Below are 25,034 nucleotides of genomic sequence, written 5' to 3'. Positions count from 1 at the left end.
TTTCGCCTACATCTTATTTACTTGCATGAAAAGATTTTGTGTAATAATTGCGGGTACATTAATTTTTATGGGAGGATTATCTTTACAGTTGTAGTCTCTTTTTTTACCCCAAACGTATTCACCCAAGTAGGTTGAATTACTTAATAAATTAATGATCTTATTTGCCGTCCATCGCTTTCCTCTGCAATGGATGTTGTTTTCATTTAATTCTGTTGAAATCTTTAATGCCTTATTCTTGTTTAAAGGGATCTTCAAAGAAGCTAATTCAAATATCTTTTTAACAACTTTTGATTCTTCTTTATGGATAGCTAATTTTTTTCTTACTACACCTGAATTTTTAATTTTCATATTTACAGTTGTATAACCAAAAGTGGGGGTCCCACTAGGGAAGTATCCTTGAATCGCTATTTTTGACTTTGCTCCGCTGATAATCCGAGAACGTCTCCTACGTTCTACCTCTCTATAATAAAATTGTATTCTTCGACTTAAATCTTTGGAAAGTTCGTCCTTGCTTTCCGTTGCTTCCTCTTCCTCTTCCTCTGCTGAGGTTAATTTAATTCCCTTTGTTTTAAGGGTTGCGGAATTAAGCAATGTAATTGATTTAGTTTTCATACGAATCTCCTAGAGTACCTTCGGGCAAAATTTTAAATAAGTTATTAAGCGATGAAATCATGTAACCTCCTAGATGCTAAATTGATATGAGTAAGTGAACTAGGGCTAATTAAAGTAGCGAACCCAAAAAAAGTAAAGGGTACGTTTTAGTAGGTCTTTTGGTTTTAACTTATTGAAATAAAGGTTTTTTATTTGTATATTAAGTGGTGCGTTATTGACATTCTATGTGAGTTTTAGCCGTTGACATTTGATCTAGTTTTTATAAATTAAAATGTTATAAATTTAGTTTCTTAATAAATAGTTATTGGCATTTTATCTTTTTCAATTTATTAATCTTATAAAAATTGATTCTTTATCTCTATTTGGAATAAGCGTGATGATTTATAGTTAAATATATTATTTAAAAGATGATGTTATTTTGAGTGAATTCTGGGGTAAGCGAGGTTTATTACATTTATATGAAGTTTTTATAAGACTAAAATAACTCCCTAAACCTAGTTTCTTTTAAATCGCTCCAAAATGAGGAGTACAAGTTCTCTTTGAAAATATTTGTAATCATCTTCAATTTTAAGGTTTGTAATCTTAGATAAATATTTTTCACCGGTATATTCTTTAATACGCTCAATATGAGCGTTCTGAAATACGTAAATTTTATCAGCCCAACTTAGCATTTCGACGGTGCAAAGCGTTGTTCCAGCCTTATTTACGTACTTCAAACTCAAACCCGCTGATTTGTATTGGTGAGTTCTATTTACAGCGCTAAGTAATTCCTGAGCTGTCCGACTACGTTGTTTATTTGCCGTGCATAAAAAAAGGATATTCAACAAAAAGCCCTTAACATTTAACCAATATAAAAGGCTGGAAGGATGCCAACCCGAATAGAGAGAACCTTTTTAAGAAAAGTCACCACGTTCCAAACGCTCTATTAGCCCTAGGACTTTTTCTTTGCCCTTAGCTTCATTTAACAAGGAGATTGGTGCTTTTCCTATTAAGTAATTCTGCTTTCTATTTAGCCATTGAAAAACATTATTCTCAGTTTTGAAGATACCTTTGAGCTTTCGATAGATATCAGAAGAGATGTCTATGTTTTCTCTTTTCCAAATTTTGACATCTCTTGAATAACCAAACTCAATTACATCTGCTGAAGTAAGCCCCATATGCGTGACTATTTTTTCAGGCAACTCTATACAAAAAGTTCCGTTAATTACCTTTATCTTTGATGCGTTGCTGTTTTTCATGATTGAGCCATTATTTATAGTTTTATGGCTAAAAAATAGAACCATTGAATCAATAAGTCAAACTATGTATACCTATGATTTTAAAGGATATAATATGCTTGTAACTCGTGTTATGTCATTGGTGGATTATAAAAAAATAAAATTCTCTCTAGATCAGTAAGTTGTAATTTCTAATGACAGAAAATCATAAGTGATATATTATTTAATCGTTTATTTTCATAGCCTTACGTTTTAAATGAGTGGTTTTTTATAATAACTAAATCTAAACTGTTTCAGCTATTTGTGGACAAAGCGGGGGCAAGGGTTGATCTATTTTGCAATAAGCAAAATATTCGTGAATTTAAAATAATACCTATCTGTAGTAGTCTAGTGTTTATAGTTATTTGTATATATTGGAAATTTCACCGTTTGATATCGGTGTTACAGTTAAAGGACACAAAAGATTGGGCTATTCATTTTATCAGCACTCCTTCTACGAAGCTTTATTCTATCTAGTACCATTGGTTATTTTCATTTTATTAATTAAGTCACGTCTTTTGAATAAAGCTTTTGGTGATTTACGTTCCAAGCTTATCAAAAGGCTTCTAGTTGTTATTTTGGGGTTATGTATCGTAGGTGGTGGGTATCTATTCTATAAGGATGATGAGCTCAACCCTGAAATTGTCCAATTATTAGAGGAGTATTCGAGTAGCATTACCACGCAACAAAACGGCAGCGTATATCATATGGGAATGTGGTCAAGTCTAGATTCATCACCTTATGAAGTAGGGTTGTGGCGGATAGAACAATATGAAAAGTCTCTAGCTAATACTGAGCTGCCTTCAACTTATATTGAATTTAACGATTATCCAGAAGAAGACTGGATAGAAGAAATATTGCCCGAAAATGAAAAACCTAAATGGCTTTGTGATTATGATGAAATTGGTTGTTTAGAGTCAATATATACCCAGTCAGAGCATGCAATATATCTTGGTGATACTTTCGCAAAGCACATAGAAAGATATAACGGTGTATTCAACTATACAGACTTTGGCTTATACCAACAGCCCTCTATATATGGACCAATGATGATGTTCGGCCCTGGTATAGATGTCTTAAAAATCAAACTGATATTAAACCTGCACAATTTTAAATTAGGCAAAAGAAAAGCCGTTGTTGAAGAATTAATTCAATTACTAAATCATCATAAGTTAGTACTAGGGCAAACCCCTTATACTGTCTCTAAGGTTATTAGTGTTGTTGAGTTACAACTGCTATATAAAGCCGCAGCTTTTTTGATTTCCAAAACTAACGATGAAGACTTATTCGTATGGAAGCCTTATATCGATTCATTGACTCATTTAAAGAAAGATCAACTCACATTCGATAAGCCCCTTAACCATGAATTTATGTCTAGCTACAATTCTTTTCAAATAGCTGGGTTAGGTAACTACAGAGAAAACTTAACTAGTATTTTAAAGTATTTACCAAAGAGCTTTTTATATAAACCCTACAGGACAGCCAATTTAATGTTTAAAGGGATGACTGTTAAAAGAGGTAAATATGAATTGGTAGGTGACAGGATAATCGTTCATGAGAAACCTAACGTTGATGATGCAATCAAGTTTGACTTATCAAACCCTATTGGCTCTCTACTAGCTATAACAGTAACACCTAAGTACCTTGAACTGGATGGGGCTTTGCATAACTTAGAAGTATTTCAACGAATGACAAAACATTTGTTTCAGCAGAGGCTCAATAATAGCAATGAGTCGTTTTTAAGCCCTTATACAGGTATGAAAGGGCTACTTAAGGAAAGCTTCTACTGTATCGGTGCGTACGATAAAGATGATAAGCCTATTTGCTTATCTACAAAATAAATTAAAGGACAGAATGTTAAATGGATTTATCAATTTACCTTAATATGATGAATAGTGCCGCTTGGTATTTAATACCGATCTTCATATTTGCTATCGTCATAAAATCTGCATGGTTCAAAGGCGTATTGGGTGAGTGGCAAGTTAACTTACTCATTAAGTTTTTCTTAAATAAAAATGAATACCACCTTATAAAAAACGTAACTCTGCCAACAGAGGATGGTACTACACAAATAGATCACATAATCGTGTCAAAATATGGAATTTTTGTGGTTGAAACCAAGAACATGAAAGGTTGGATCTTTGGTAATGGCAATCAAAAGCAATGGACTCAACAAATCTACAAACATAAGTCTAAATTTCAGAATCCACTTCACCAAAATTACAAGCATGTCAAAACGTTAGAAGCTTGTTTGAACGCAAAGAATGATAGTATATTCTCAGTCATTATCTTTATTGGTGATAGTACCTTCAAAACTAATATGCCAGAGAATGTAAGGTTTGCTCGTGGGGGTATTGAATATATCAAGAGCAAAACTGAAATTGTTTTTAATGCAAAAGAGGTTGCTAGTGTTATTGGCCAGATTGAAAACGGTATGTTGGAACGTAGCTATAAAACTAACGGACAACACATTAAACATGTGAAAGAGATAATTGAAGAAAAATCAAACATTAAAGCTTGCTCAAAGTGCGGTGCAGATATGATGTTACGTAAAGTTAGTAAAGTTAGTAAAGTTAAAAATGCTGATAATGAGTTTTGGGGATGCAGTTCATTTCCTAAATGCAGAAATGTTGAAGTAATTAACTAATTCAAATATGAATGAAAAGTAAAAGGAAATTACATGATAATCAAAGAAGTAAAAATTAAAAACTATCGTTTACTCAAAGATGTAACGATGACGTTAGATGACAGGTCTACATTAGTTGTAGGCAGGAATAACACAGGTAAAACATCTCTTGCAGAGATATTTAGAAGTTTTTTATCTGGCTCCGCTCCAAAATTGAAATATGAAGATTTTAACCAATCGTCATTAAGTGAGTTTGAAAATGCTTTAAACTCCTTCCTAGAAGGTAACACCGAAGGAGATGTTAGGTTACTTATCCCGACAATTGAGTTGTGCTTACTTGTTGATTATAGGTCTGATGCTGATTCATATGGTGTATTAGGAGATTTCATAATTGACCTTGATGAAAATGTATACGAAACAAAAATACTAGTTTCTTATCAGGTTAAAGATGGTGGAATAAGTAATCTATTAAGTGGTTTGGACATTAGCGATAGGTCTAAATACTTCAAAGATTTAAAAGAATCAATTAACCAGAACTTTGAGGCTGTACTTTATGCTATAGAGCCTAATAATCCTGAAAATAGAGTTAAACTAGAGTTTAGTAAAGTAAAGCGACTAATTCGATCAGAGGTTATTAACGCTCAACGAGGATTAGATGATGAAACTCACAATGAACGAGACGTATTAGGCAAAGCGCTTGGAAGTATATTTAATAGTTCTGCTAATGCTGGGGCACCTGAAGCCTTTCAAGCACTATCTGGTGATATAAATGAAGTTGTTGAAGGTCTACAGACTACAGTAGATGTAGACTTTCAAGAAAAAGTTGAACAACTATTACCTACACTTTCTATATTTGGATATCCTGGACTACAGGACACTGAGTTAAGTGCGTCAACTGAATTAAATATAAAATCTTTACTCGAAAGCAATACGAGGGTTTTTTATCAGAAGGATGATCACTTCACCTTACCGGAAACATATAATGGTCTTGGGTTTAGGAACCTAATTTTCATTCTATTCCGTATTTATGAATATTTTAGAGCTTATCAATCATCCGATATAACACCTAAATCTCACATTATCTTCATAGAAGAACCCGAAGCGCATTTACATCCACAAATGCAGGAAGTATTTATACGCCAATTAGATGAGATTGTATCAGTATTTGAAGAAACGTTTAATGAAGACAAACATTGGCCAATTCAGTTTGTAGTAAGTACACATTCTGCTCATATTGCAAATGAAGCAGACTTCAGCAAAGTGAGGTATTTTCTTTCAAAGTCAGCGGGTTCTACACAAATAAAAGATTTAGGAGCTGAGTTTTCAACCGAAGATAGTCAAATAGATAAAGAGTTTCTTCATAAATATTTGTCTTTGACTAAGTGCGATCTATATTTTGCAGACAAAGCTATCCTAATCGAAGGTGCTACCGAAAGAATTTTATTACCTGAAATAATTAAAAAGATAGATGATGCGGAATTAACAACATTAAGAAGTAAATACTTATCTGTTGTAGAAGTCGGTGGGGCTTATATGAACAACTTCTATAAGTTTATAGACTTTTTAGAACTGAAAACACTAATAATTACTGATATAGATTCTGTAAAGAGAACACGTGGTGAAACAACTACAACTTATCCTTCCTCTATGTTCTCTGAAGGAACTCATACGAGTAATACTGGTTTGTCAAAGTGGTATGGATTTGATGGCTATAGTGAATTAAGTCAAATAGCACTTAAGCCTGAGACTGATAAGGTTTCTGGTTGTCGTCGTATTGCATATCAAATAGCCGAAGACGGCAGTGAATTAGTCGGTCGTAGCTTCGAAGATGCTTTTATTTTAGCAAATTTAGAAAAGTTTGATTTGCTTGAAGTAGATCCTATTGAGCTAGAAACAAAAGTGTATCAAAGGGCAAAAATTATTGGAAAAGATAGTAAAGCTAATTTTGCTATTAAATATTCTATAGATGAAATAGATTGGAGTGTTCCTAAATATATCAAAGAAGGACTTATTTGGTTGGATGGAAGAACTATAGAGTCTATTGACTTACCTCAACCTATTGAAGTGGAAGTTGAGGAGTTAGCTGATGTGCCAAGTTAGCCCTGCTGAAAATGCATCTACTCAAGCTTTAGACGAAATGTTTACTGCAATAAATCACTGTAACTGTTTTAGGTTAGAAGCAGGTGCTGGTGCTGGTAAAACATATTCTCTTATAAAAGCTCTGAAACACTTAGTTCATAGTCGAGCTGATGAGTTTATAAAAAAAGAACAGAAAATTGCATGTATTACTTATACCAATATCGCAAAAGACGAAATACGTGAAAGGACTGATAATCATCCAGTAATATACGCAGACACAATACATGCATTTAGCTGGAGCTTCATCAACGGCTTTCAAGCTAAACTTCGAGAACTTTTACCTGAATTAGGCGCAAAGTGGGTAGCTCGGATTGAAGAAGCAGGGGGAATTGACAAGCAAAAAGTCATATATGATTTAGGGTTCCCCAAGATAGATGAAAAAACAATATCTTTACACCATGATGATGTTATTAAGTTAATCTCTTCACTGTTGGGCTTTTCTAAATTTCAAAACTTACTAAAGGCTAAATTCCCAATCGTATTTATTGACGAGTATCAAGATACCAACAAAGATCTGGCTTCTTCTATAGTTAATAACTTAATTGATAATGATTCTGGATTGCTAGTTGGCTTATTTGGTGATCATTGGCAGAAAATATACGGTAAGGAAGCTTGTGGTCTCATTGAAAGTGAGAATGATAATATTACTGAAATAGGAAAAAATGCAAATTTTAGGTCCGATAAGAACATAGTTAATTGCTTAAACAATATGAGACCAGAGTTGCCGCAACATGAATCTGATCCAGAGTCAGAAGGAGGTATCTCTATATATCATTCAAACTCCTGGACAGGAGAGCGAAGAGTTGGCGGCCATTGGGCTGGAGACTTACCCGAAGATGCTGCTCACGTTTACTTTGAGAGAGTTAAAGAAACTATGAGCCAAAATGGTTGGGATTTTGACTCTGAAAATACCAAAGTTTTGATGTTAACGAACAATGTAATTGCAACAGAGCAAGGTTTCAAAGATCTTTCAGATTGTTTTAGACATACTGAAGATTATTTAAAAAAGAATGATCCATATATAAAATATTTTGTTGAAGTTATTGAACCTGTTATCGCTTCCTTTGAAACCAGAGAGTATGGTGAATTATTTCAAGTAATTAACCAGAAATTTCCGCAACTACAATGTCATGATGATAAACGTGTTTGGGTAGATAATCTAAATCGTATTAATGAACTACGTTTAAGCGGAACAGTCGATGAGATGCTAGCTTTCCTTATTGAATCGAATAAACCTCGTTTATCAAATAAGGTTCGACAATTAGAAGAACGTTATCAAAGCCTTCTAGAAGAGGACGTTGAAAATTTGGGTGAAAGGGATAAAAACTTTCTAACAAAGATAAGATCCTTAAAAAGCGTTAGTTATAGGCAAGTAATACAACTATCAAAGTTTATAGATGATAAAACCCCTTTTTCTACAAAGCATGGAGTGAAGGGGGCTGAGTTTGATAATGTTCTTGTTGTTTTGGGCAGAGGGTGGAACCAGTACAACTGGAACCAAATGTTAGAGTTTATGGAAAATGGATATCCAGCTAATAAAAAAGATACTTTTGAAAGAAATCGTAACTTATTTTATGTGGCATGTTCTAGGGCGAAGCACAATTTGACGTTGCTAATAACTCAAGAGTTATCAGTTGATTCAATTAATAGACTTAGGCTCATTTTCGGAAATGCTCGGGTGATAGGTGAACCAAATGCATAATAAGTACGACTCAGTAACATATTTCTTTTTGCCGCTAGCGGAAGACCACTTTTTTGAATGGATTAATCAATAAATGTTATTAAACTTTTTCATGTATATTGTTGGCTGGGAAGCTGCGGTTAAAAATGTTGAAATTATAGGAGACAGAATTAGATCAAGAGGGATATTACAAAAAGCTAAAAACCAATTGATAGTCGCTTTGTGTGGACAAATTACAGCTATATATATAGTTCTGGTTGAAGTTAAAAAATTTCTTGATAGCAATTTAATCATGGAGGGTTCTAACACCGCTTTAATAGTTAGCATATTACTGTTTATGACTCTAACCCTCATTATATGTATTACTTTATACAGGCTATCCCTTTATTTTGTTCTAAGAATATACGATGAAGCTAATGAGTATTCATTACTTCATGAACCGCTTTTTACCTATCCGTTTATTCTCGCCTATAACATTACAATCTACTTCGTTTATGTAGTTTCACAATCCTATAATTTTCAGATTTCAATAGAAGGATTAAAATTATTCATTGAAATATACCAGCCTCTGGTATCCATATTAGGTGGAATAGGTGTTTTTATGACTTTTATTGCACTGATAAATAGATCGGAGTTAACATCTAAACAAATAGTGATTGCCAACGAGCAATATAAAGAAGCACAAAATCAAAATACTTTCACAAATTATTTTAAACATCTTGAAGAGTTCGTAAAGTATATGGGTAACCAATCGACAATGTTTGGTCAGGTAAGTGATTCTAGAGCACTGCATGGCGTTTTATACGGTACTTTCACTCAATTTCATTATGAAATATCGAAGGAAACTATTGCGCAGCTTAAAGAACAGTCAGAATCGTTGAGTGACTTAGCAAATAAAATATTCAAAAATCCCAAAAATGTAGAACAATCGGATATTACAGCTTTAATCAATATTACAGATTGGATAGAGAAAAAATTTCTAATAAGTCCATTTGATGATTACCAGTTCACAACTTTAATCTTACCTGAAGGTGAACATACAAAAGAGTTTAGTCTACCTGTTAAATTCACAGATCTTGGGAACTTAATAAGACACAGAGTTTGCATCATTGACTATGTATATAAATTCTCTAACAAATCATCGATATGTGAATCATTTGACTCACTTTTACATATTGGTATTCCACACGATGAAGATGGCGAGTTTGCTTATGTATTGGAAGATGTTGAGACTACAAGTGAATTATTAGCAAGTGGAGTCAATTAAAAAATGAGGTTCTGCAACCACGCCATCTATAGATCAGACATTAGTAAGGTATTTCTGGTTTAATTAAGGTCGTTACACAAGGATGATAATATTAAAAATCTAAATACGTTTGAAGATGTTTGGGATACCTCTAGAGCAGGAGCTAGGGCTAGTAGAGGCTTTCATTATCAGCATTTAGTAGTGGTTCATGTTCTTCTGCTTCAGTGGGCTAAAAAAATTAGCATGGGTTCAATAGTTCCCGAAGGACTAGAAGACTTCACATTAGAATCAGATGAATTAGAGTTATGGGTTCAAATAAAATCAAAAAGAGATGGCCTGTTCTCTCAAAATCAAGCGGATAAATACTTACAAATCGTCAAAGAAAAATCTAACTCCACTTTAAAAAATTCAAAGCCAATAAAGGAGTTGTTAATACTTGAGCAACCTTGCTCAAATTTAGAGGAAAAGTTTACGGATGACATTTTCGATTCTGAACATTGTATATTTGTATCAAAAGCACCAGAAAATGAATCTGTTAAGTTATTGGTTGAGCAGTTGGACGTTGCAAAAATAATTGCAAATGGAATCGTTTCCGATTTATATATGCTGGTTGCCGATTGCTCACAAAAGAATGCAAAATTAAATTATGCCAATAGGCAAAAAATATCTTCAAATTCTGTTGAAGGCATCATTAACACTGTACTGTCATATAGTGATTTCAGTTTAATTGATAAAGCTATTCTTAATAGGGTAATTAAGTTAATTAGATTCGATACTTCAGATCCTAATGTTAATTTTTACAAAGGTGTAAAGGCAAGGCCAAGACATATATCGTCTGGTTTAGCTCTATTCCAAAATTCGAAAATAAAAGAATTAACCTCAAATCTAGCCAGTAAAAAAAAGTGCCTGATTTGTGGGCCATCTGGTGCCGGAAAGTCAGCATTACTCTGGAGTACAGTCTTTCAATCTTTTGATACATACAGATGGTTTGAGCTTTGTTCTACAACTACCGTCCAAGATTTAAATTCTATTTTTGAATTTATTTCATCAAGATCCCCTTCACGAAAATATCCTATAGCCATAGCATTTGATGAGATTAATACCCAAAACTATGAAGTATGGAACTTATGTTTACAGCATTTTATGGATATTGATGATTTATATATCGTAGGGTCAATACGTGCGGAAGATAGATATTTAATAAACAATTTGGGTGACATTTATATACATGAATTATCGTTAGATAAAGAAACTGCTGAGTTCATTTGGCGAAATTTATTAAAATCAAAGAGTACTGATTGGCAACATTGGCAAGAACCATTCAATAATTCAAAAGAACTTATGCTTGAATATATCCATATTCTAACGCAAGGGAACAGACTTAGTGATTTAATATCAGATCAAATAAAAGCACGAGAAACTCAAGAAAGAAACCACGAGTTAGCTATTGTAAGGGTTAGTTCTGAAATATCATCTTACGGAGGGGAGATTGATGCAGCTAAACTTCAAGAAACCCTAAGCATATCTCCTCAAGAAACTAGCTTAGCTCTAAAAAGATTGTTAGATGAACACTTAGTCCATGAGAACCGTAAAGGAGTGCTAGGCGGCCTCCATGATATCCGCTCAAATGCATTATCAGAAGCGTGTCATGATGGTATTATTTTTCATAAGCACGATTCCTTAATGACAGGGATAATGTGTGCAACTAATGAAACGCTTCCTTTTATAGTTTATTCAGTGTTTAAAGGTATCGAATATAATGAGAGAGAGCCGCTAGTCAATGAGTTAGCTAAACTATTATCCGTTAATAATGAGTCATCTTTTTGGGTAGGAATTCTAAAAGGCTTAGGACTTGTAACTTTAGAACAAAGTGTAAATTTACTAATTAGTAAACTCGAAAAATATCAAGTGCGTCGTTCAATTTGGAACACTGTATCTATGTTTGCGAACGCAAATATTGAACCGCCTAAACTAGACGATAATCGACATTGGCAGTCAGTCATTGATTGTTTAGCTGATTATAAAAATGAGTCACACAAAGATTACAGATTAATTTGCCTAGAATTTCTTGATAAAAATACTAAGTATCCTAAATTGACTAGTTTGGAAGACTCTTCAGAACTTCTCTCGTGTTTTATCCCTTTCTATAAGGATTCATTATTTCCTACTAATTTTGATATAGATGTAGTTAAAACGTCAGATTCAGATGGTAACAAAGTTAGTGATTTGGCAAATTTTTTGTTGGTTGCATATCAGATAAGTCCTAGTTTTTCTCAATCTATTGTTGAAAAGCTAGGGGGAAATGATGTGCTTCTAAATCTATATCAGTCACAATCTTCTTGGTTAAGTAAACCTAAGTTAATTGACAACGGCAAGCATGGTGTAACAGTAGGTTCTAATATTCACTTCATTGGTGATGACGATGTTCAAAGCGACTTCAATACATTAGCGGTGGAAAATTGTGAAGTACTAATAGCATTAAGCCCACAAGCTGATGCTGCTGAATGCAGAGTAGTTTGGCCTAATGGAGAGTCTGTTAAAGTTGGTGAGCATAGTTATCATGATAAGAATATGCCTAGAGAAAACATCCATGCTAAAGACAAGGTAGCATGGAATGTAGCGTTTCAAAAAATAATGAATAGTAAAGCTTCTTTGGAGAGAAGTACTGATTATGCGATTGCAATTCAAGATTGCCTCAATAAAAGTGAAAAACTATTTAGGTCTTTTTCTGAGCAATGGATTAAAGGGAAATCGATTAATCGAAAGAATCAGTTTGCAGATCAATTCAATGAAATAATAACTAAGGTAAATGAGTTAAATTATTCAGAAGAAGTCGAAAATCATCAACAATTCAACAGTCAAAACCAAGCTACAGAAGTTGATAGGCTTACAGGCGCAATCTCCGGTCTATTAAGCAACCTTTCTAATCGAATGGGTAAGGTTACTCCCGGAGCCAGATGTAAATCAGAAGCCGTATATGCAGGTGATTTAGCACAAGATTTTTTAGCACAAAGAACACTCAGAATTTGGTCTTTTATTTCTTCACCGCCTATTGAAGAAATAAATAAGCTAGCAAAGCGAATAGAGGATGTATCTTTTATCTTACATGAAATGGATCAAGATCCGTCACCAAATAAGATAGCGAATATTGTCAAAACAGCAAAAAAAGGGCCGTTAGGTGGGGGAATACCAGCGGCTGCAAGGTTCTGTAAAGATAGTGCTGATAGAAAATTAAGAAAGTTACTTGCCTCACTCAAAAATGAACTTGCATTGAAAGAACATTATATTGAATTTGAAATAAGGGAAATCGAAGCAAAAGACACTATATATTGGCCTCCTGTAGAAATATCAATTTTGATAAAAATGGATAACATTTTAGAGCAGGCTAGTTATATAGATATAGTTATAGATAGTGCGAAGAATATTTTAGGACAGGATTGGGTTTACTCTTTAACTCCTTTAGTTAAGGGGGCTATTGTTCCTAGTATGTCTATTAAACCAGCATTTAATATGCCTCTACCGTATCCTAATTTAGATTTTTCTAATGATTGGAAAAATGACAGTAAATACACTTTTTTTGAGTCCGTTTATCAAAGCTGTTTTCAATTATGTCTTTCGAGTATCCAATCGTTATCATTGATCGTTGCCGTGAGAGATCTGTCTGCTTTAACTGAAGATGAAGGTGAAACGATTGACAAATTGAAGCACACCTTTAAGTATAATTTAGAGTTAATAGAAAAATTTATTGAAGAAAATGATCTAGAAGATTTAGCAGAAATTTCAGATTTTATCCATGAACGTTGGAACGAAATGGTTGAACAAAGCGAGGCTTTTTCTAAAGGTGAAGAAATAAATAAACCTGTGTATCTTGGAGCAAAAAGCTACTTAGAGGGTCAAGTTACCGAAGAAGTACAGTTACAAGGAGTCTACGGATTGGCGTTACTACAAAGCGAATTAGAACTTAAGTAATCATATGGAGTCAACTAGTGTTCAAAATTTCTGATAAATATTTCATGGAAACTAACATGAAAATTGATATCACCTCTATTGAAAATAAATTGAATGACTCTTCAATTTCTGAATTTTTACAAATTATTATCAATGCTGTAGAAAGTTTTATTGGCACAATTCAAAGCTTTGAGGCGTTAAAGGAAGATACGTTTACTTTTGAAGATAATGTTGCAGAGAAGTTTATTAACTCGCATTCAAGTATGTTATCTGAAAAGATTCAAAATGATGAAGCTCTGCAAGTTTTAGATGCTTTACGGTATGCATTTGTAGGTTATGCATTTAATGGGCTCCACCAGCTATACACACGTCAGGAAAATCAATGTTGGGGTCCTAAAATAATACTTACCGAAGTTTTAACTCCAAATGACATTTCTTCACTGGACCAAGATGTTAAATTATATAGAGGCTGTGATATTGTTGAACACAAAAGAGGGAGATATGGTCAAGCTTGGACAACGTCCCTACAAGTAGCAAAAGACTTTGCTTATACACATTACCAAGGGCAAGAATGGTTTGACACTGAAAGTAGAGTAGTCTTAGAAACAATTTACTCTAGAGATAATATTTTGTTTTCGGATCAGTCTGTTGAATTTGAAGTGGTTGTGGACGTAAGTAAACTTGGAAAGGTAAATAAACACTCATAGTAAGGATTTTATAATATCCTTACTATGAGAAATGAGCACTTCAATTTTATAAAATAATTACTCAAGCGGCAATTTTATTGAATAAAACCAGTGCCCATACTCGTCCCATTCCTCCCGCCATATTAAGAAGAGCCCGTTAATCGAAAGATTAGCGGGTTTTTTGCTTTTCAGGAATTAATAAAAAGGGTTTGTAGCGCTAATCCTTCAAGTAGAGTTCAAATCTCTTTCTCACCGCCACATTAAGAAGAGCCCGTTAATCGAAAGATTAGCGGGTTTTTTGCTTTTCAGGAATTAATAAAAAGGGTTTGTAGCGCTAATCCTTCAAGTAGAGTTCAAATCTCTTTCTCACCGCCATATTAAGAAGAGCCCGTTAATTGAAAGATTGACGGGCTTTTTGCATTTCAGGAATTAATAAAAAGGGTTTGTAGCGCTAATCCTTCAAGTAGAGTCCAAATCTCTATCTCACCGCCATATTATAAAAAAGCCCGTTAATTGAAAGATTAACGGGCTTTTTGCATTTCAGGAATTAATAAAAAGGGTTTGTAGCGCTAATCCTTCGAGTAGAGTTCAAATCTCTATCTCACCGCCATATTAAGAAGAGCCCGTTAATCGAAAGATTAGCGGTTTTTTTGCTTTTCAGGAATTAATAAAAAGGGTTTGTAGCGCTAATCCTTCAAGTAGAGTTCAAATCTCTTTCTCACCGACATATTAAGAAGAGCCCGTTAATCGAAAGGTTAGCGGGCTTTTTGCTTTCTTCCGTTGCTTATAGTCAATAGTTATAATTAACAAGAACACTCACTCGAAGTTGAATAAGCTTAGTCGAATTAATAAAACGGTGCCTATCCCTTTTACTCATCATCTTCTAAGTACAAAGTCCCGTTTGCTTTAATCACTACTAACCACGCTTCAGACATTACGAATGCATGATCAATTTCTTCTGGTGTTAGTTGTAGATAAAGTTTTTCTTGAAGCCATGCATAACGGTTATGTATTTCGTTATTTGGAGTCAGTTCTAGAATTAATTGATTAAATGCTGCAGATTTAACATTATTATTTTTGCTAAATTTCTGTGCATTACCAATATGAGACAACCTCGTTAATGCTTTGATGCTGCCATTTTGTGCAGCTTGTTGTAAAAATTTTATTTGTTGTGCAAGAAAATTATCGCGCGTTGTTATAAAGTCTTCTCGTTCAAGGCTTTGATAGCCCTGAGACGTCATAAAAAACTCTGGTGTAATAGTGCCAATATATTCTTGTGCGGCTACATATCCATTGTTTGCAGCGACTTTCGAGTAATTGTAAAACTCTTTACGCTGTTTTTGTTCAATGCCAATACAATACTTATATTTCTCTGATATTCTACTTATTGTAAGTGCGCTATCGCTATAATCGAGGGCTTGCGTTAGTTTTATATCAAGTGCGGTTTTATCTATGGGACTGTTAAAACAATAGTTAAGGTTCCTCGCAAGAATATACCTTGCTTCATTATCTCCGCTTTCGGCGGCGCTTGTAAGTTCTTCAAGCTTACTCAATAAATTGTTGGAAAATTTCCATTCAGGCCTCTTCATAACGACCATTTCAGCACTTTTTCTACTTGTAGTATGTAATGAGTGATGAGCGTTAATACTTTTTACATCGGCTATAGGTTTTGTGGACTTGGTATTTGTACCCTGAGTGTCAATAACTTGGTTATTGTCGGTGTTAAATACGCTCGTAGTTACGCTTTTCATTTCCGTATCATCGATAAAATTGAAGATAAATAAGGCTAAGCCAATATTCAACAATATTAATAGTAAGACTGACGTCGAGAAATTTTTTCTACGTTGAAACATGAGTTTATTGTGTCCTTACATCAATATCGAGTGTTAGGTATATATTTTTCTAATTGGCTTCTTAACAGATTCTTAATTATTTTCGATGAAGCAGGTTAAATTAAATGGTATCCGCATACAATAGCCTGTTATTTAAAGATATAGAATTAGCATAACACTCAACCTAAATTAAGAAGTATACTTATCGGGAAATAGTATTTGGTGTGAATTGAGATACTACTAGTAATCTTCCAATGCTAATAATCAATCGCGTAATTTGTTAATGGCAACAACTGTACACTGTTAAAATTTTGATGCTATGTATCTGATTGTATTTAGTTTGGTTGTATTTAAATTGATTGTATTTAAATAGAGTGTCATGATGAAATTTTATATAAGCATTTAAGGTATACCATGGAAGGAATATTAAACGTTGTAGTACCATCAATTGTAATCGTTTTAATTATACATTTACTGAGATGGAGGTCGTTATTTCGATTTGTACTATTAATTTGTTTAGCTATTTCATCTACGTTCTTTGTCGCCTTTTTCTATTGTGAAATCCTTAAGTCTAGTTGCTCATCAGATCCATTAGTCGGCTTAGGCTATATAATCCATTCAATTTTAGTGATAGTTATGTCATTTACGCTTGAAATAATTCGGACGAATTTGATGATTAACCTTAAAAATAAATCCAACTAACAATTGAATATGGTCTTAAAATGTAATTTTATAATTTCTTTTAATAGCTCAATAATCACCACTTCTCACTATCAAACTTAGGTAGAATGGTAGAACGGTAGAATTAAAAGAACGCTGATCTTAAATTGAAATTTCTAAACGCTACTCTAAATTAAAATATCCCAACTGCTTCATCTTAGGTAAGTTAAAAAGCTAAAGGCACATTCAATGTAAATTATTATTTTTGTAATTTTTCTGTCACCTTAAAGTCATTTTTTTGCCACATAAACTCCCTAGTCTTATTTCATTTTTAAATAACGAGAATAAAAGATGTTAAAAATTAATAAGTATAAAGCAGGGTTACTTACTGTTGCATTATCGATGGCGTTAAGCGGATGTAACCTAGACGGCGATAATGGCGAGCAAGGCATTGATGGCGCACAGGGCATTCCAGGTGTTGTTGGAACTGACGGCAGCGACGGTAAAAGTTTACCTCGTGAATTAAATGTTGAAGTAGTTGGCCGTTTTGCTACCGGTATATATGGCAAAAGCGCGGCAGAAATTGTTCAATTTCATAAAAATTCAAACTCTGCTTTTGCTATTAATGGCGCTGCTAATCAAATTGAGGTTATTAACTTAACTGATCTTTCAACAACAGAAGTAGGTAACCCTGTCGCAGATGAAAGCTTAAGCTCAAATGCTTTTACTTTTCCCTTAAGCGTTTCAGTAAAGAACAGCTCTGGCGTTGAAAATACCATTGTGTTAGGTGCGGTTAATTCAATTGCCATTAAAGATGACTTGTTAGCCATTGCTGTTGAAGGTGAAGTTAAACAAGCATCCGGCGCTATTTTGTTTTATAGCTTAAATGCGCTTGGCGAAGGTACGTTTATTAAAGCAGTGGAAGCGGGAGCTTTGCCAGATATGGTTACTTTTACGCCCGATGGTAATAAGGTATTAGTTGCCAATGAAGGTGAACCCAATGCTGATTACTCAAATGATCCTGAGGGCTCAATATCAGTTATTGATGTTGCTGAAATGATGCCAGCTGATGTTGCAGTTACAATTAATTTAAGCTCAGACATTGTCTTTAGTGATGATAATTTATCTCCTGAAGATTATGATACCGATGAAAAACGTCTCGCTATTTTAACAAAAGCAGGGGTTAAGTTTGCTGGACCAATAGGTAATACAGTCGCGAAAGATTTAGAACCTGAATATATTACCACTGCCAGTAACAGCGAAATAGCGTATGTGTCTCTGCAAGAAAATAATGCTATCGGCATAATAAATCTTAAAGATTTAACCATTGAAGTGAAAGCGCTGGGTTATAAAGATTGGGGTAAATATCAATTAGACTTTACTAATAAAGACGAAGTTCCTCAGTTTAAAAGCATTCAAGGGTTATATGGCATGTATCAACCCGATACTATTGCTTCATATTCGTGGAATGGTTCGACATTTATTGTTTCTGCCAATGAAGGTGACGCCAGAGATTACGACGGATATTCTGAAGAGGTACGCGTTAAAGATATTATTGATCCCGATGAGCTCAATCAAACACTGTCAACCACGTTACAAAGTCAGTATGACGAAACGGGCGGTAGTGACTATTTAGGACGTTTAAAAGTTACCACAGCTTTAGGTGATAAAGACCAAGATGGTGAGTATGAAGAGTTATTTGCTTATGGCGCGCGATCATTCTCTATTTGGGATCAAAACGTCAATTTAGTTTTTGATTCAGGCGATGATTTCGGCAAAATTTCGTCAGCTATTCTTGGCAACAATTTTAATGCTGCACATACTGAAAATAAAGGCGATAACCGCTCTGATGATAAGGGTGGCGAGCCTGAAGCGATTGATGTTGGAGAAATAGCAGGAAGAACTTACGCTTTTATTTCTCAAGAACGAGCAGGGGATTTATTTGTCTACGACATTACAAACCCTTTTAATACTGCTTTTGTTACCCATTACAATAACCGTGACTTTAGCGTTGATTACGAAATGGATGATGATTTAGCTAACCCTTGTGATAGCAATGAAGGCATGGATTGCACACAAGTGAATATGGCAGGTGATCTAGGTCCTGAAAGTATTAAGTTTATATCAGCAGCAGACAGCCCAACAAATACGCCATTATTAGTGATTGGTAATGAAGTATCTGGAACCGTTACGGTTTACCAAGTTACTGAGCAATAATAAAGAAAATTGCTAACGGGGACACATTTTATTGTGACCCCGTTATGCGATATAAACATAATGTTAAGTGCAATGTTAAGTGTTATGAAAAGATAGCTACTCTATATTTTAAATACCAAATAGCCGGTATTTTTACTCAAGGTTTAACGTAAATCGATTAGCTTAACTATGAACTTAACTTTGAGCTTTCTTAGAACGCTATTTAAGCTCGTTAGCTTTTCGATACTTACCTTGATAGTCAAAAATTCGGTCTTTAATTCGCCAGTAATATTTTTGTTTTCTGGCAATAACAAAGTCAGGGCACGGCAGTATGTTAGCTAGCTTTAATGCTTGTTCAAGGGTAGTGACTTCATACGATTCAGTAGCGCCTAGTTGTAGACTTATTTTAGCGCTAAGGCGTTTAGAAAAAATATCATTGAAGGCTTTTACTTGATTCAACTGAGTAAAATCAAACGATTCAGTAAGCTCAGTACCTTCCTCATCATGGTAAGTGATTTTTAACTTATCAGATCCCTTATCACTAGCTTTGCCATTATTTCTGCCATTACCTCTGCCATTATTTCTGCTTAAATTAAGGCCTGCACAACGTATAACTTTTGAATCTTTAAGTTTTAGTGCTTTTTTTAACATATCATCAGGATCAACCAAGACCTCAAGGCACTGTAAACAGTTACGAGCTGCTATGTCATTTTCACCACCGCAATGCGGACACTCTTTGAATACAAAGCGATAGTCGCATTGGCGCTGGCTTTCTACTAGATATGATTGCTCGTCAGTGGGATCATCAACAAGACCTTTGCATCGTCGACCGTAGTGCTCAACTAAATAACCGTCATCATCACAAATGCCCCAAAACACATTTGGAAATTCACAGCTAGGGCAAACAACTTGCACAGGTTGGCTTTTACTACTGGGTTTTTTCTCGCCTACTTCGGGGTGATAAAGATCAAAGTCATTTCCAGTATAATCAATCACCAAACAATCTTTTTTGTTCTCACTTAAACGCAAACCGCGACCGATGATTTGTTGATAAAGACTAACCGATTGTGTTGGGCGTAATATGGCGATCATATCAACATGGGGAACGTCAAAGCCGGTGGTTAATACCGAAACATTCACTAGGTATTTAATCTCTTTATGCTTGAATGCTTTAATTAACTGATCGCGTTCGGCGTTGTCGGTAGCGCCGGTGATTAATGCACTTAACTGCGAAGGTAAATAACTAAAAACTTCTTTTGCATGTTCAACGGTGGCGGCAAATATCATAACACCTTGACGTTGTTCACTTAACTCAACAACCTGCTCAATAATACTTTGCGTCACTCGAGGGTTTTTGTTCAACAGATGATTCATATCCGCAGGACTATAATCGCCAGAGGCGTTTGCACGTAAGCTACTAAAATCGTAATGCTCTATGGTAGCATCAACGAGTTTAGGCTCGGTTAAATACTCGCGTTTAATTAAGTAACGAATGGGGAGTTCATAAATGCAGTGCTCAAAAGGTCGCTTTTCTTCGCTGCGCATAAAACCACGGTAATGCTTTTTATAAATCCAGCCCATGCCTAAGCGATAAGGTGTAGCGGTTAACCCTAATAGCTTTACATCGGGATTAACTTGCATCAACTTTTCAATAATTTGTTGATATTGATTACTATTAGTCTGCTTGTTTTTTGTTTCTGGTGATTTTTCTTCGTGCTGTGTTTTATCTTGGAGTGGTTTATTCGGTTTTGCATCCAACAAAGCATTCGATTGTTCACCAGACAAGTCAGGGCTAGGCACATTAACTCGATGACATTCGTCAATAATAATTAAAGAGTAGGGCTCATTAAAATCGTCAAGGTTACGCGCTGCTGATTGTATGCTAGCGAATGTGACTTGGTGTTGAGTTTCTTTAAGTTTTAAACCCGCAGAATAAATACCAGCGGCAACACCGTAGCTTTCAAATTTTTGATGGTTTTGCTCAACTAATTCTTTTACATGGGTTAGCACGAGTATTTTACGTTTGGCTAAACGTGCAAGTTCAGCAATGACCAAACTTTTACCTGAGCCAGTTGGTAACACAATCACCGCAGATTCGTTGGTTTTTCGAAAGTGTTTTAGCACTGAAGAAACAGCGTCTTGTTGATAATCTCTAAGTTGAAAAACTGCCACGCAGTACTGCTACCTTATCGGAAAAATTAAAGTAGCCATAATAGCAAAATAATGGCTAAGTCTTAAACTTTACATTTTAGTATTTAACCTTTTATATCTAACATTTAGCCAATAGCGACTGATAGCGACTATTTCTAAATTTAAATGTTAATAAATGGTATCGCGTTACCGGTACTTTGTAAATATTTTCTTTTAATACAGGTGGATAGGAAAATTGAATGCTTTACCTATTTTAGACGCTGAATTGTAAGTTTTGTTGTAAATTTTGTTGTAAATTGACGAATCTACAGTTTTAAAGTTAATGTTTTAGGCCATATTAAAAAATTATTATCAATAACTATAGGGTTTAAGACCAAGCCGTTTACCTGCAACAAATAACCAACAAACTTTGTTATTACAATCGAATTAAAGTAAGTTCGATTGTAATAATATTGTATTATCAATAATACATTAGGACTTGTATGCAAAGGTAAGTAAGCATGGGTAAGTAAGCATATTTTTCCTGAGATGAAATCATATAGTTATGCATAATTACGAAGTTAATTATTTTGTGAAGTTGTTTAAAGGTAAGTAACGTTTTGAAGTTTTATCATTTTTTTTATTTGGCTTTAATCGGCTTATTCTCAGTAGTTAATGTACAAGCTTTTGAGATCGAACAGCACAGTTTTCAAAAGGCTAACGCTATATCAAATCAGCAGTGCATTTCATGCCATGAGCAATCACAACATGATTGGCAACAATCTGATCACAGTAAAGCCATGGCGCTTGCCGATGAAACGACAGTTTTAGCTGATTTTAATAATAAACAGGTTGAGCATTATGGACAAAAAGCTAATTTTTTTATTAAAGATAATCGTTACCAAGTCACTATTTCCTATGATGATAAAACAGATATTTATCCAATAAAATACACCTTTGGTCATTTTCCGCTTCAGCAATATTTAGTTGAAACTGAGCCAGGAAAATTACAGGTGTTACCCTTTGCTTGGGACGCAAGAGAAAAATCTGACGGCGGGCAGCGGTGGTATCACAACTATAGCCATGAAGAAATACGACCTGAAGATAGGTTACATTGGCGTCAACCATTACAAAATTGGAATGGCATGTGTGCCGATTGTCATTCTGATGGTTTGGTCAGGAACTATGAAACAAAAGACAACAGCTTTGACACACAGTTCGATAATATCAACGTTGGTTGCTTATCTTGTCATGATGATATGTCTACTCATGCAAAAAAAGCGATAAAACCAAAGACGGGTACTAATTTTACAGCGTCTAATCACCGCACTGGGCAATGGCTAAGAAGTCTTGGCGACAAAACTGCACATTGGCAAGGTGAAAAACGTGATAATGAGTTTATGGATGGTTGTTTTGCTTGTCATTCATTACGTGCACCATTAAACGATGGTATTAAACCTAACACGCCGTTTTTAGATCAATTTACCCCACAACTATTAGCATCGCCCAATTACTATGCCGATGGCCAGATCAAAGAAGAAGTGTATGTTTATGGCTCATTTTTACAGAGTAAAATGTTCGCCGCAGGGGTTAATTGCGTCGATTGTCATGACAAACACACCATGAAATTAAAAGTAGAAGGTAACGGTTTATGCCTGCAGTGTCATGGCAGCGAGGTTTATAATGTAAAAGCACATCATCAACATGAGGATAATACGAGTGGCGCACAGTGTGTTAATTGCCATATGCCGCAAAACACCTATATGGGTGTTGATAATAGGCGTGATCATAGTTTTAAAATTCCTCGCCCTGATATCTCTCAAGCGTATAACACACCTAATGCCTGTAAAAAGTGTCATGAAGATAAATCGAATCAATGGGCAAGTGAGAATTTAGTAAAATGGCATGGTAAACCAGAGCCCTTACTGACGAGCAAAAAATATTTACTGGCATTAAATTCAGGTCAAGCCATCGATATTGAGCAGCATTTAGCGATAATTTCTGATGTTCAACTCGATATCATCAGTAGAGCCACAGCGATACAATTACTGAGTTACACTACGCAAACAATAACTGCCGAAATTTTAGCGCCTTATCTCAGCCATTCTGAAGGGTTGATCAGGCTAAGTGCTGCGAATATCGCTACATTATTACCTCCTAACGATAAGGTGAAATACCTTTCGCTATTGTTACAAGATCAATACAAATCAGTAAGAATTGCTGCGGCACGAGGTTTAATTACCAGTAAAATATCAGCTGTAGATCAGCCGCTGTTCGATAAAGCGTTCAAAGCATTAACTCATTCAAATGAAATTAGCAGTTGGCGCGGTGAAGGCCTTGCTAACCAAGGTGTTATTGCGATTGAATTAAATAAGTTAAGTGATGCAGAGAAATCATTTATAAAGGCAATTAAAGTAGATCCTTACTTTTTAACCGGCTACATTAATTTGGCCGATATTTACCGTGCTCAACAAAAGCCATTTCAAGTAGCTTTAGTGCTGTCAAAGGGGCTCAAAAACAATCCTAAATCAGCCGATTTACATTACTCTTACGGATTGCACTTTGTACGCCAGAAACAATTAGCTAAAGGGATCGAACATTTTGACAAAGCCATGACCTTAATGCCTGATAATGCGCAATATGCTTATACTTATATTTTAGCGTTAGATGGTGCAGGGCAGAGTGAAGCAGCCTTAACTAAATTAAAAACGTTAATCGTTAGTTATCAAAATAAGGCGCAATTGAAGGAGTTAGGTTTGTATTTGTCTCAAAAATTAGCGAATAAAGCTGACTTTGATTGGTATATGTCTATTTAAAAAATTTCAGCACTCGAATTACGAACAGTTCCATAAATAAAGCCAGTTAATCATAAAATTAACTGGCTTTATTTTATCTGGACCAAATTAAACATACACACGATTTTATTGCATTGGTGATATCTTCAATAATTCGCCTTCTATGCTATCCGTTAACACATAAATATAACCGTCTGGGCCGGTTCGAATATCTCTTATTCGTTGGTCACGATCGCCAAGCATAGTTTCTTGTTCGACTACGTTATTGTTTTCTAAGCTTAAACGTCTAACACTTTTACCTGCAAGCGCTGCCACGAATAAGTTACCTTGCCATTGCGGAAAAATAGTCCCTTGATATTCTGTCATCCCTGCAGGAGCGATTGACGGCACCCAATAGGTTACGGGCTGTTCCATACCTTGTGCTTCTTTAAATGGTGAAATAATAGCGCCTGAATAATCTTCGCCATAGGTAATGGCAGGCCAGCCATAATTTAGCCCAGGTTTAATTAAATTTAATTCATCGCCACCGTTTGGACCATGCTCATGTAGCCAAACCTGTTTAGCTTTACTGACTAAAATTGCTTGTGGGTTACGGTGTCCATAAGTGTATATTTCTGCTCTAGCGTTAGCTTGGCCAATAAATGGGTTATCTTTTGGAATACTGCCATCAGTGTTAATACGCAGAACTTTCCCTAATAAACTCTCAAGCGATTGTGCTTGGTCGCGAAAATTAAAACCATCGCCAGCTGTTATTAACAGGGTGTTATCGGGCAGAAATGTCATCCTTGCGCCATGATGATGCGGCGTATTTCTGCTTGAGCCTTGAAATATAACTTGCGTTTGCTGCAGCGACATACCTTGCAGGGTAGCGCTGATCACTTCAACATAATTGTTACTCGGCGTGCCAGCACTATATGATATATACAGTTTTTTATTTTTAACGAAGTTTGGGTCTAGCACCACATCAAATAAGCCCGCTGGGCCCGATACATAAATATCTGGCAGTCCTGTAACTTTTTCTTCAAGTAACTTACCATCGCTAACTAACCTTAAATTACCGCTACGTTCGGTTATCAACAAATCATTGTTAGGTAAAAAGGCGATTGACCAAGGAAAATTTAAGTTTTCAACAACAGTTGATACTTTATAATCTTGTGCGTTTGCGTTGATAAGTATCAAGCTGTTAGTCATTATTAAAAACAAACTGGATCGAACTTTTCTAAAAAA

At 34.9% G+C, this 25,034-nt stretch carries 15 protein-coding genes; 9 read left to right on the top strand and 6 right to left on the bottom strand.

Annotated features, from left to right (window positions below; all coding sequences use genetic code 11):
• Positions 1–6 precede the first annotated feature (6 nt).
• The 3 genes from AC27H3_RS05120 to AC27H3_RS05110 all read right to left on the bottom strand — a co-directional run bounded on the left by AC27H3_RS05120 (position 7) and on the right by AC27H3_RS05110 (position 1,850).
• A complete protein-coding gene (locus AC27H3_RS05120; RefSeq protein WP_487104278.1) occupies positions 7–612 on the bottom strand; it encodes a recombinase family protein in 606 nt (201 codons plus the stop codon).
• A gap of 494 nt (positions 613–1,106) precedes the next feature.
• Positions 1,107–1,436, bottom strand: coding sequence for a low molecular weight phosphatase family protein (locus tag AC27H3_RS05115; RefSeq protein ID WP_487104276.1), 330 nt, complete (start codon positions 1,434–1,436; stop codon positions 1,107–1,109).
• A 69-nt stretch (positions 1,437–1,505) separates the two neighbouring features.
• Entirely contained in the window at positions 1,506–1,850 is a 345-nt protein-coding gene (locus AC27H3_RS05110) for a hypothetical protein (protein WP_487104274.1), read from the bottom strand.
• 392 nt (positions 1,851–2,242) lie between these two features.
• Between AC27H3_RS05110 and AC27H3_RS05105 the strand changes: the two genes are divergently transcribed.
• The 7 genes from AC27H3_RS05105 (at position 2,243) to AC27H3_RS05075 (ending at position 14,215) form a co-directional block, all read left to right on the top strand.
• Complete coding sequence (locus AC27H3_RS05105) at positions 2,243–3,709, top strand: hypothetical protein (RefSeq protein WP_487104272.1); 1,467 nt, start codon at positions 2,243–2,245, stop codon at positions 3,707–3,709.
• Between the two features lie 20 nt (positions 3,710–3,729).
• Positions 3,730–4,515 (top strand): NERD domain-containing protein, encoded by a 786-nt coding sequence (locus AC27H3_RS05100; protein ID WP_487104270.1) that lies wholly within the window; start codon positions 3,730–3,732, stop codon positions 4,513–4,515.
• A gap of 33 nt (positions 4,516–4,548) precedes the next feature.
• Positions 4,549–6,594, top strand: coding sequence for an AAA family ATPase (locus AC27H3_RS05095; protein WP_487104268.1), 2,046 nt, complete (start codon positions 4,549–4,551; stop codon positions 6,592–6,594).
• Positions 6,581–8,335: a UvrD-helicase domain-containing protein gene (locus AC27H3_RS05090; RefSeq protein ID WP_487104266.1), complete on the top strand. Its 1,755-nt coding sequence runs from the start codon at positions 6,581–6,583 to the stop codon at positions 8,333–8,335. The genes AC27H3_RS05095 and AC27H3_RS05090 overlap by 14 nt, the downstream gene beginning before the upstream one ends.
• 73 nt (positions 8,336–8,408) lie before the next feature.
• Complete coding sequence (locus tag AC27H3_RS05085; RefSeq protein WP_487104264.1) at positions 8,409–9,581, top strand: hypothetical protein; 1,173 nt, start codon at positions 8,409–8,411, stop codon at positions 9,579–9,581.
• Between the two features lie 222 nt (positions 9,582–9,803).
• Positions 9,804–13,529 carry a hypothetical protein gene (locus tag AC27H3_RS05080; RefSeq protein WP_487104263.1) on the top strand — a complete coding sequence of 1,242 codons (3,726 nt, stop codon included), beginning with the start codon at positions 9,804–9,806 and terminating at the stop codon, positions 13,527–13,529.
• Between the two features lie 56 nt (positions 13,530–13,585).
• A complete protein-coding gene (locus AC27H3_RS05075; RefSeq protein WP_487104261.1) occupies positions 13,586–14,215 on the top strand; it encodes a hypothetical protein in 630 nt (209 codons plus the stop codon).
• An 848-nt stretch (positions 14,216–15,063) separates the two neighbouring features.
• On the opposite strand, the gene AC27H3_RS05070 is transcribed toward AC27H3_RS05075, so the two are convergent.
• On the bottom strand, positions 15,064–16,047 hold the full coding sequence (locus tag AC27H3_RS05070) for a hypothetical protein (RefSeq protein WP_487104259.1): 984 nt from the start codon (positions 16,045–16,047) through the stop codon (positions 15,064–15,066).
• 990 nt (positions 16,048–17,037) lie between these two features.
• Between AC27H3_RS05070 and AC27H3_RS05065 the strand changes: the two genes are divergently transcribed.
• Positions 17,038–18,903, top strand: coding sequence for a choice-of-anchor I family protein (locus AC27H3_RS05065; protein WP_487104258.1), 1,866 nt, complete (start codon positions 17,038–17,040; stop codon positions 18,901–18,903).
• A gap of 198 nt (positions 18,904–19,101) precedes the next feature.
• Here the strand turns inward: AC27H3_RS05065 and AC27H3_RS05060 are convergent, their stop codons facing one another.
• The gene (locus AC27H3_RS05060; RefSeq protein ID WP_487104257.1) at positions 19,102–21,054 is read right to left on the bottom strand and encodes a DEAD/DEAH box helicase; all 1,953 of its coding nucleotides are present in this window, start codon (positions 21,052–21,054) and stop codon (positions 19,102–19,104) included.
• A gap of 578 nt (positions 21,055–21,632) precedes the next feature.
• Between AC27H3_RS05060 and AC27H3_RS05055 the strand changes: the two genes are divergently transcribed.
• Positions 21,633–23,828: a cytochrome c3 family protein gene (locus AC27H3_RS05055; protein ID WP_487104255.1), complete on the top strand. Its 2,196-nt coding sequence runs from the start codon at positions 21,633–21,635 to the stop codon at positions 23,826–23,828.
• Between the two features lie 105 nt (positions 23,829–23,933).
• On the opposite strand, the gene AC27H3_RS05050 is transcribed toward AC27H3_RS05055, so the two are convergent.
• Positions 23,934–24,998, bottom strand: a complete 1,065-nt coding sequence (locus AC27H3_RS05050; RefSeq protein WP_487104253.1) for a PQQ-dependent sugar dehydrogenase — start codon at positions 24,996–24,998, stop codon at positions 23,934–23,936.
• Between the last annotated feature and the right edge of the window lie 36 nt (positions 24,999–25,034).

This window comes from Colwellia sp. NW0002-52-1 (assembly GCF_057550865.1).
This window is presented reverse-complemented; position numbering and strand designations above follow the sequence as displayed.

What these genes read in the sequence shown, in the direction of transcription:
- AC27H3_RS05085 (WP_487104264.1), top strand. Translation starts at nt 8,409, where the DNA reads ATGTTATTAAACTTTTTCATGTATATTGTTGGCTGGGAAGCTGCGGTT.
- AC27H3_RS05120 (WP_487104278.1), bottom strand. Translation starts at nt 612, where the DNA reads ATGAAAACTAAATCAATTACATTGCTTAATTCCGCAACCCTTAAAACA.
- AC27H3_RS05080 (WP_487104263.1), top strand. Translation starts at nt 9,804, where the DNA reads ATGGGTTCAATAGTTCCCGAAGGACTAGAAGACTTCACATTAGAATCA.
- AC27H3_RS05090 (WP_487104266.1), top strand. Translation starts at nt 6,581, where the DNA reads ATGTGCCAAGTTAGCCCTGCTGAAAATGCATCTACTCAAGCTTTAGAC.
- AC27H3_RS05075 (WP_487104261.1), top strand. Translation starts at nt 13,586, where the DNA reads ATGAAAATTGATATCACCTCTATTGAAAATAAATTGAATGACTCTTCA.
- AC27H3_RS05095 (WP_487104268.1), top strand. Translation starts at nt 4,549, where the DNA reads ATGATAATCAAAGAAGTAAAAATTAAAAACTATCGTTTACTCAAAGAT.
- AC27H3_RS05100 (WP_487104270.1), top strand. Translation starts at nt 3,730, where the DNA reads ATGGATTTATCAATTTACCTTAATATGATGAATAGTGCCGCTTGGTAT.
- AC27H3_RS05070 (WP_487104259.1), bottom strand. Translation starts at nt 16,047, where the DNA reads ATGTTTCAACGTAGAAAAAATTTCTCGACGTCAGTCTTACTATTAATA.
- AC27H3_RS05050 (WP_487104253.1), bottom strand. Translation starts at nt 24,998, where the DNA reads ATGACTAACAGCTTGATACTTATCAACGCAAACGCACAAGATTATAAA.
- AC27H3_RS05065 (WP_487104258.1), top strand. Translation starts at nt 17,038, where the DNA reads ATGTTAAAAATTAATAAGTATAAAGCAGGGTTACTTACTGTTGCATTA.
- AC27H3_RS05110 (WP_487104274.1), bottom strand. Translation starts at nt 1,850, where the DNA reads ATGAAAAACAGCAACGCATCAAAGATAAAGGTAATTAACGGAACTTTT.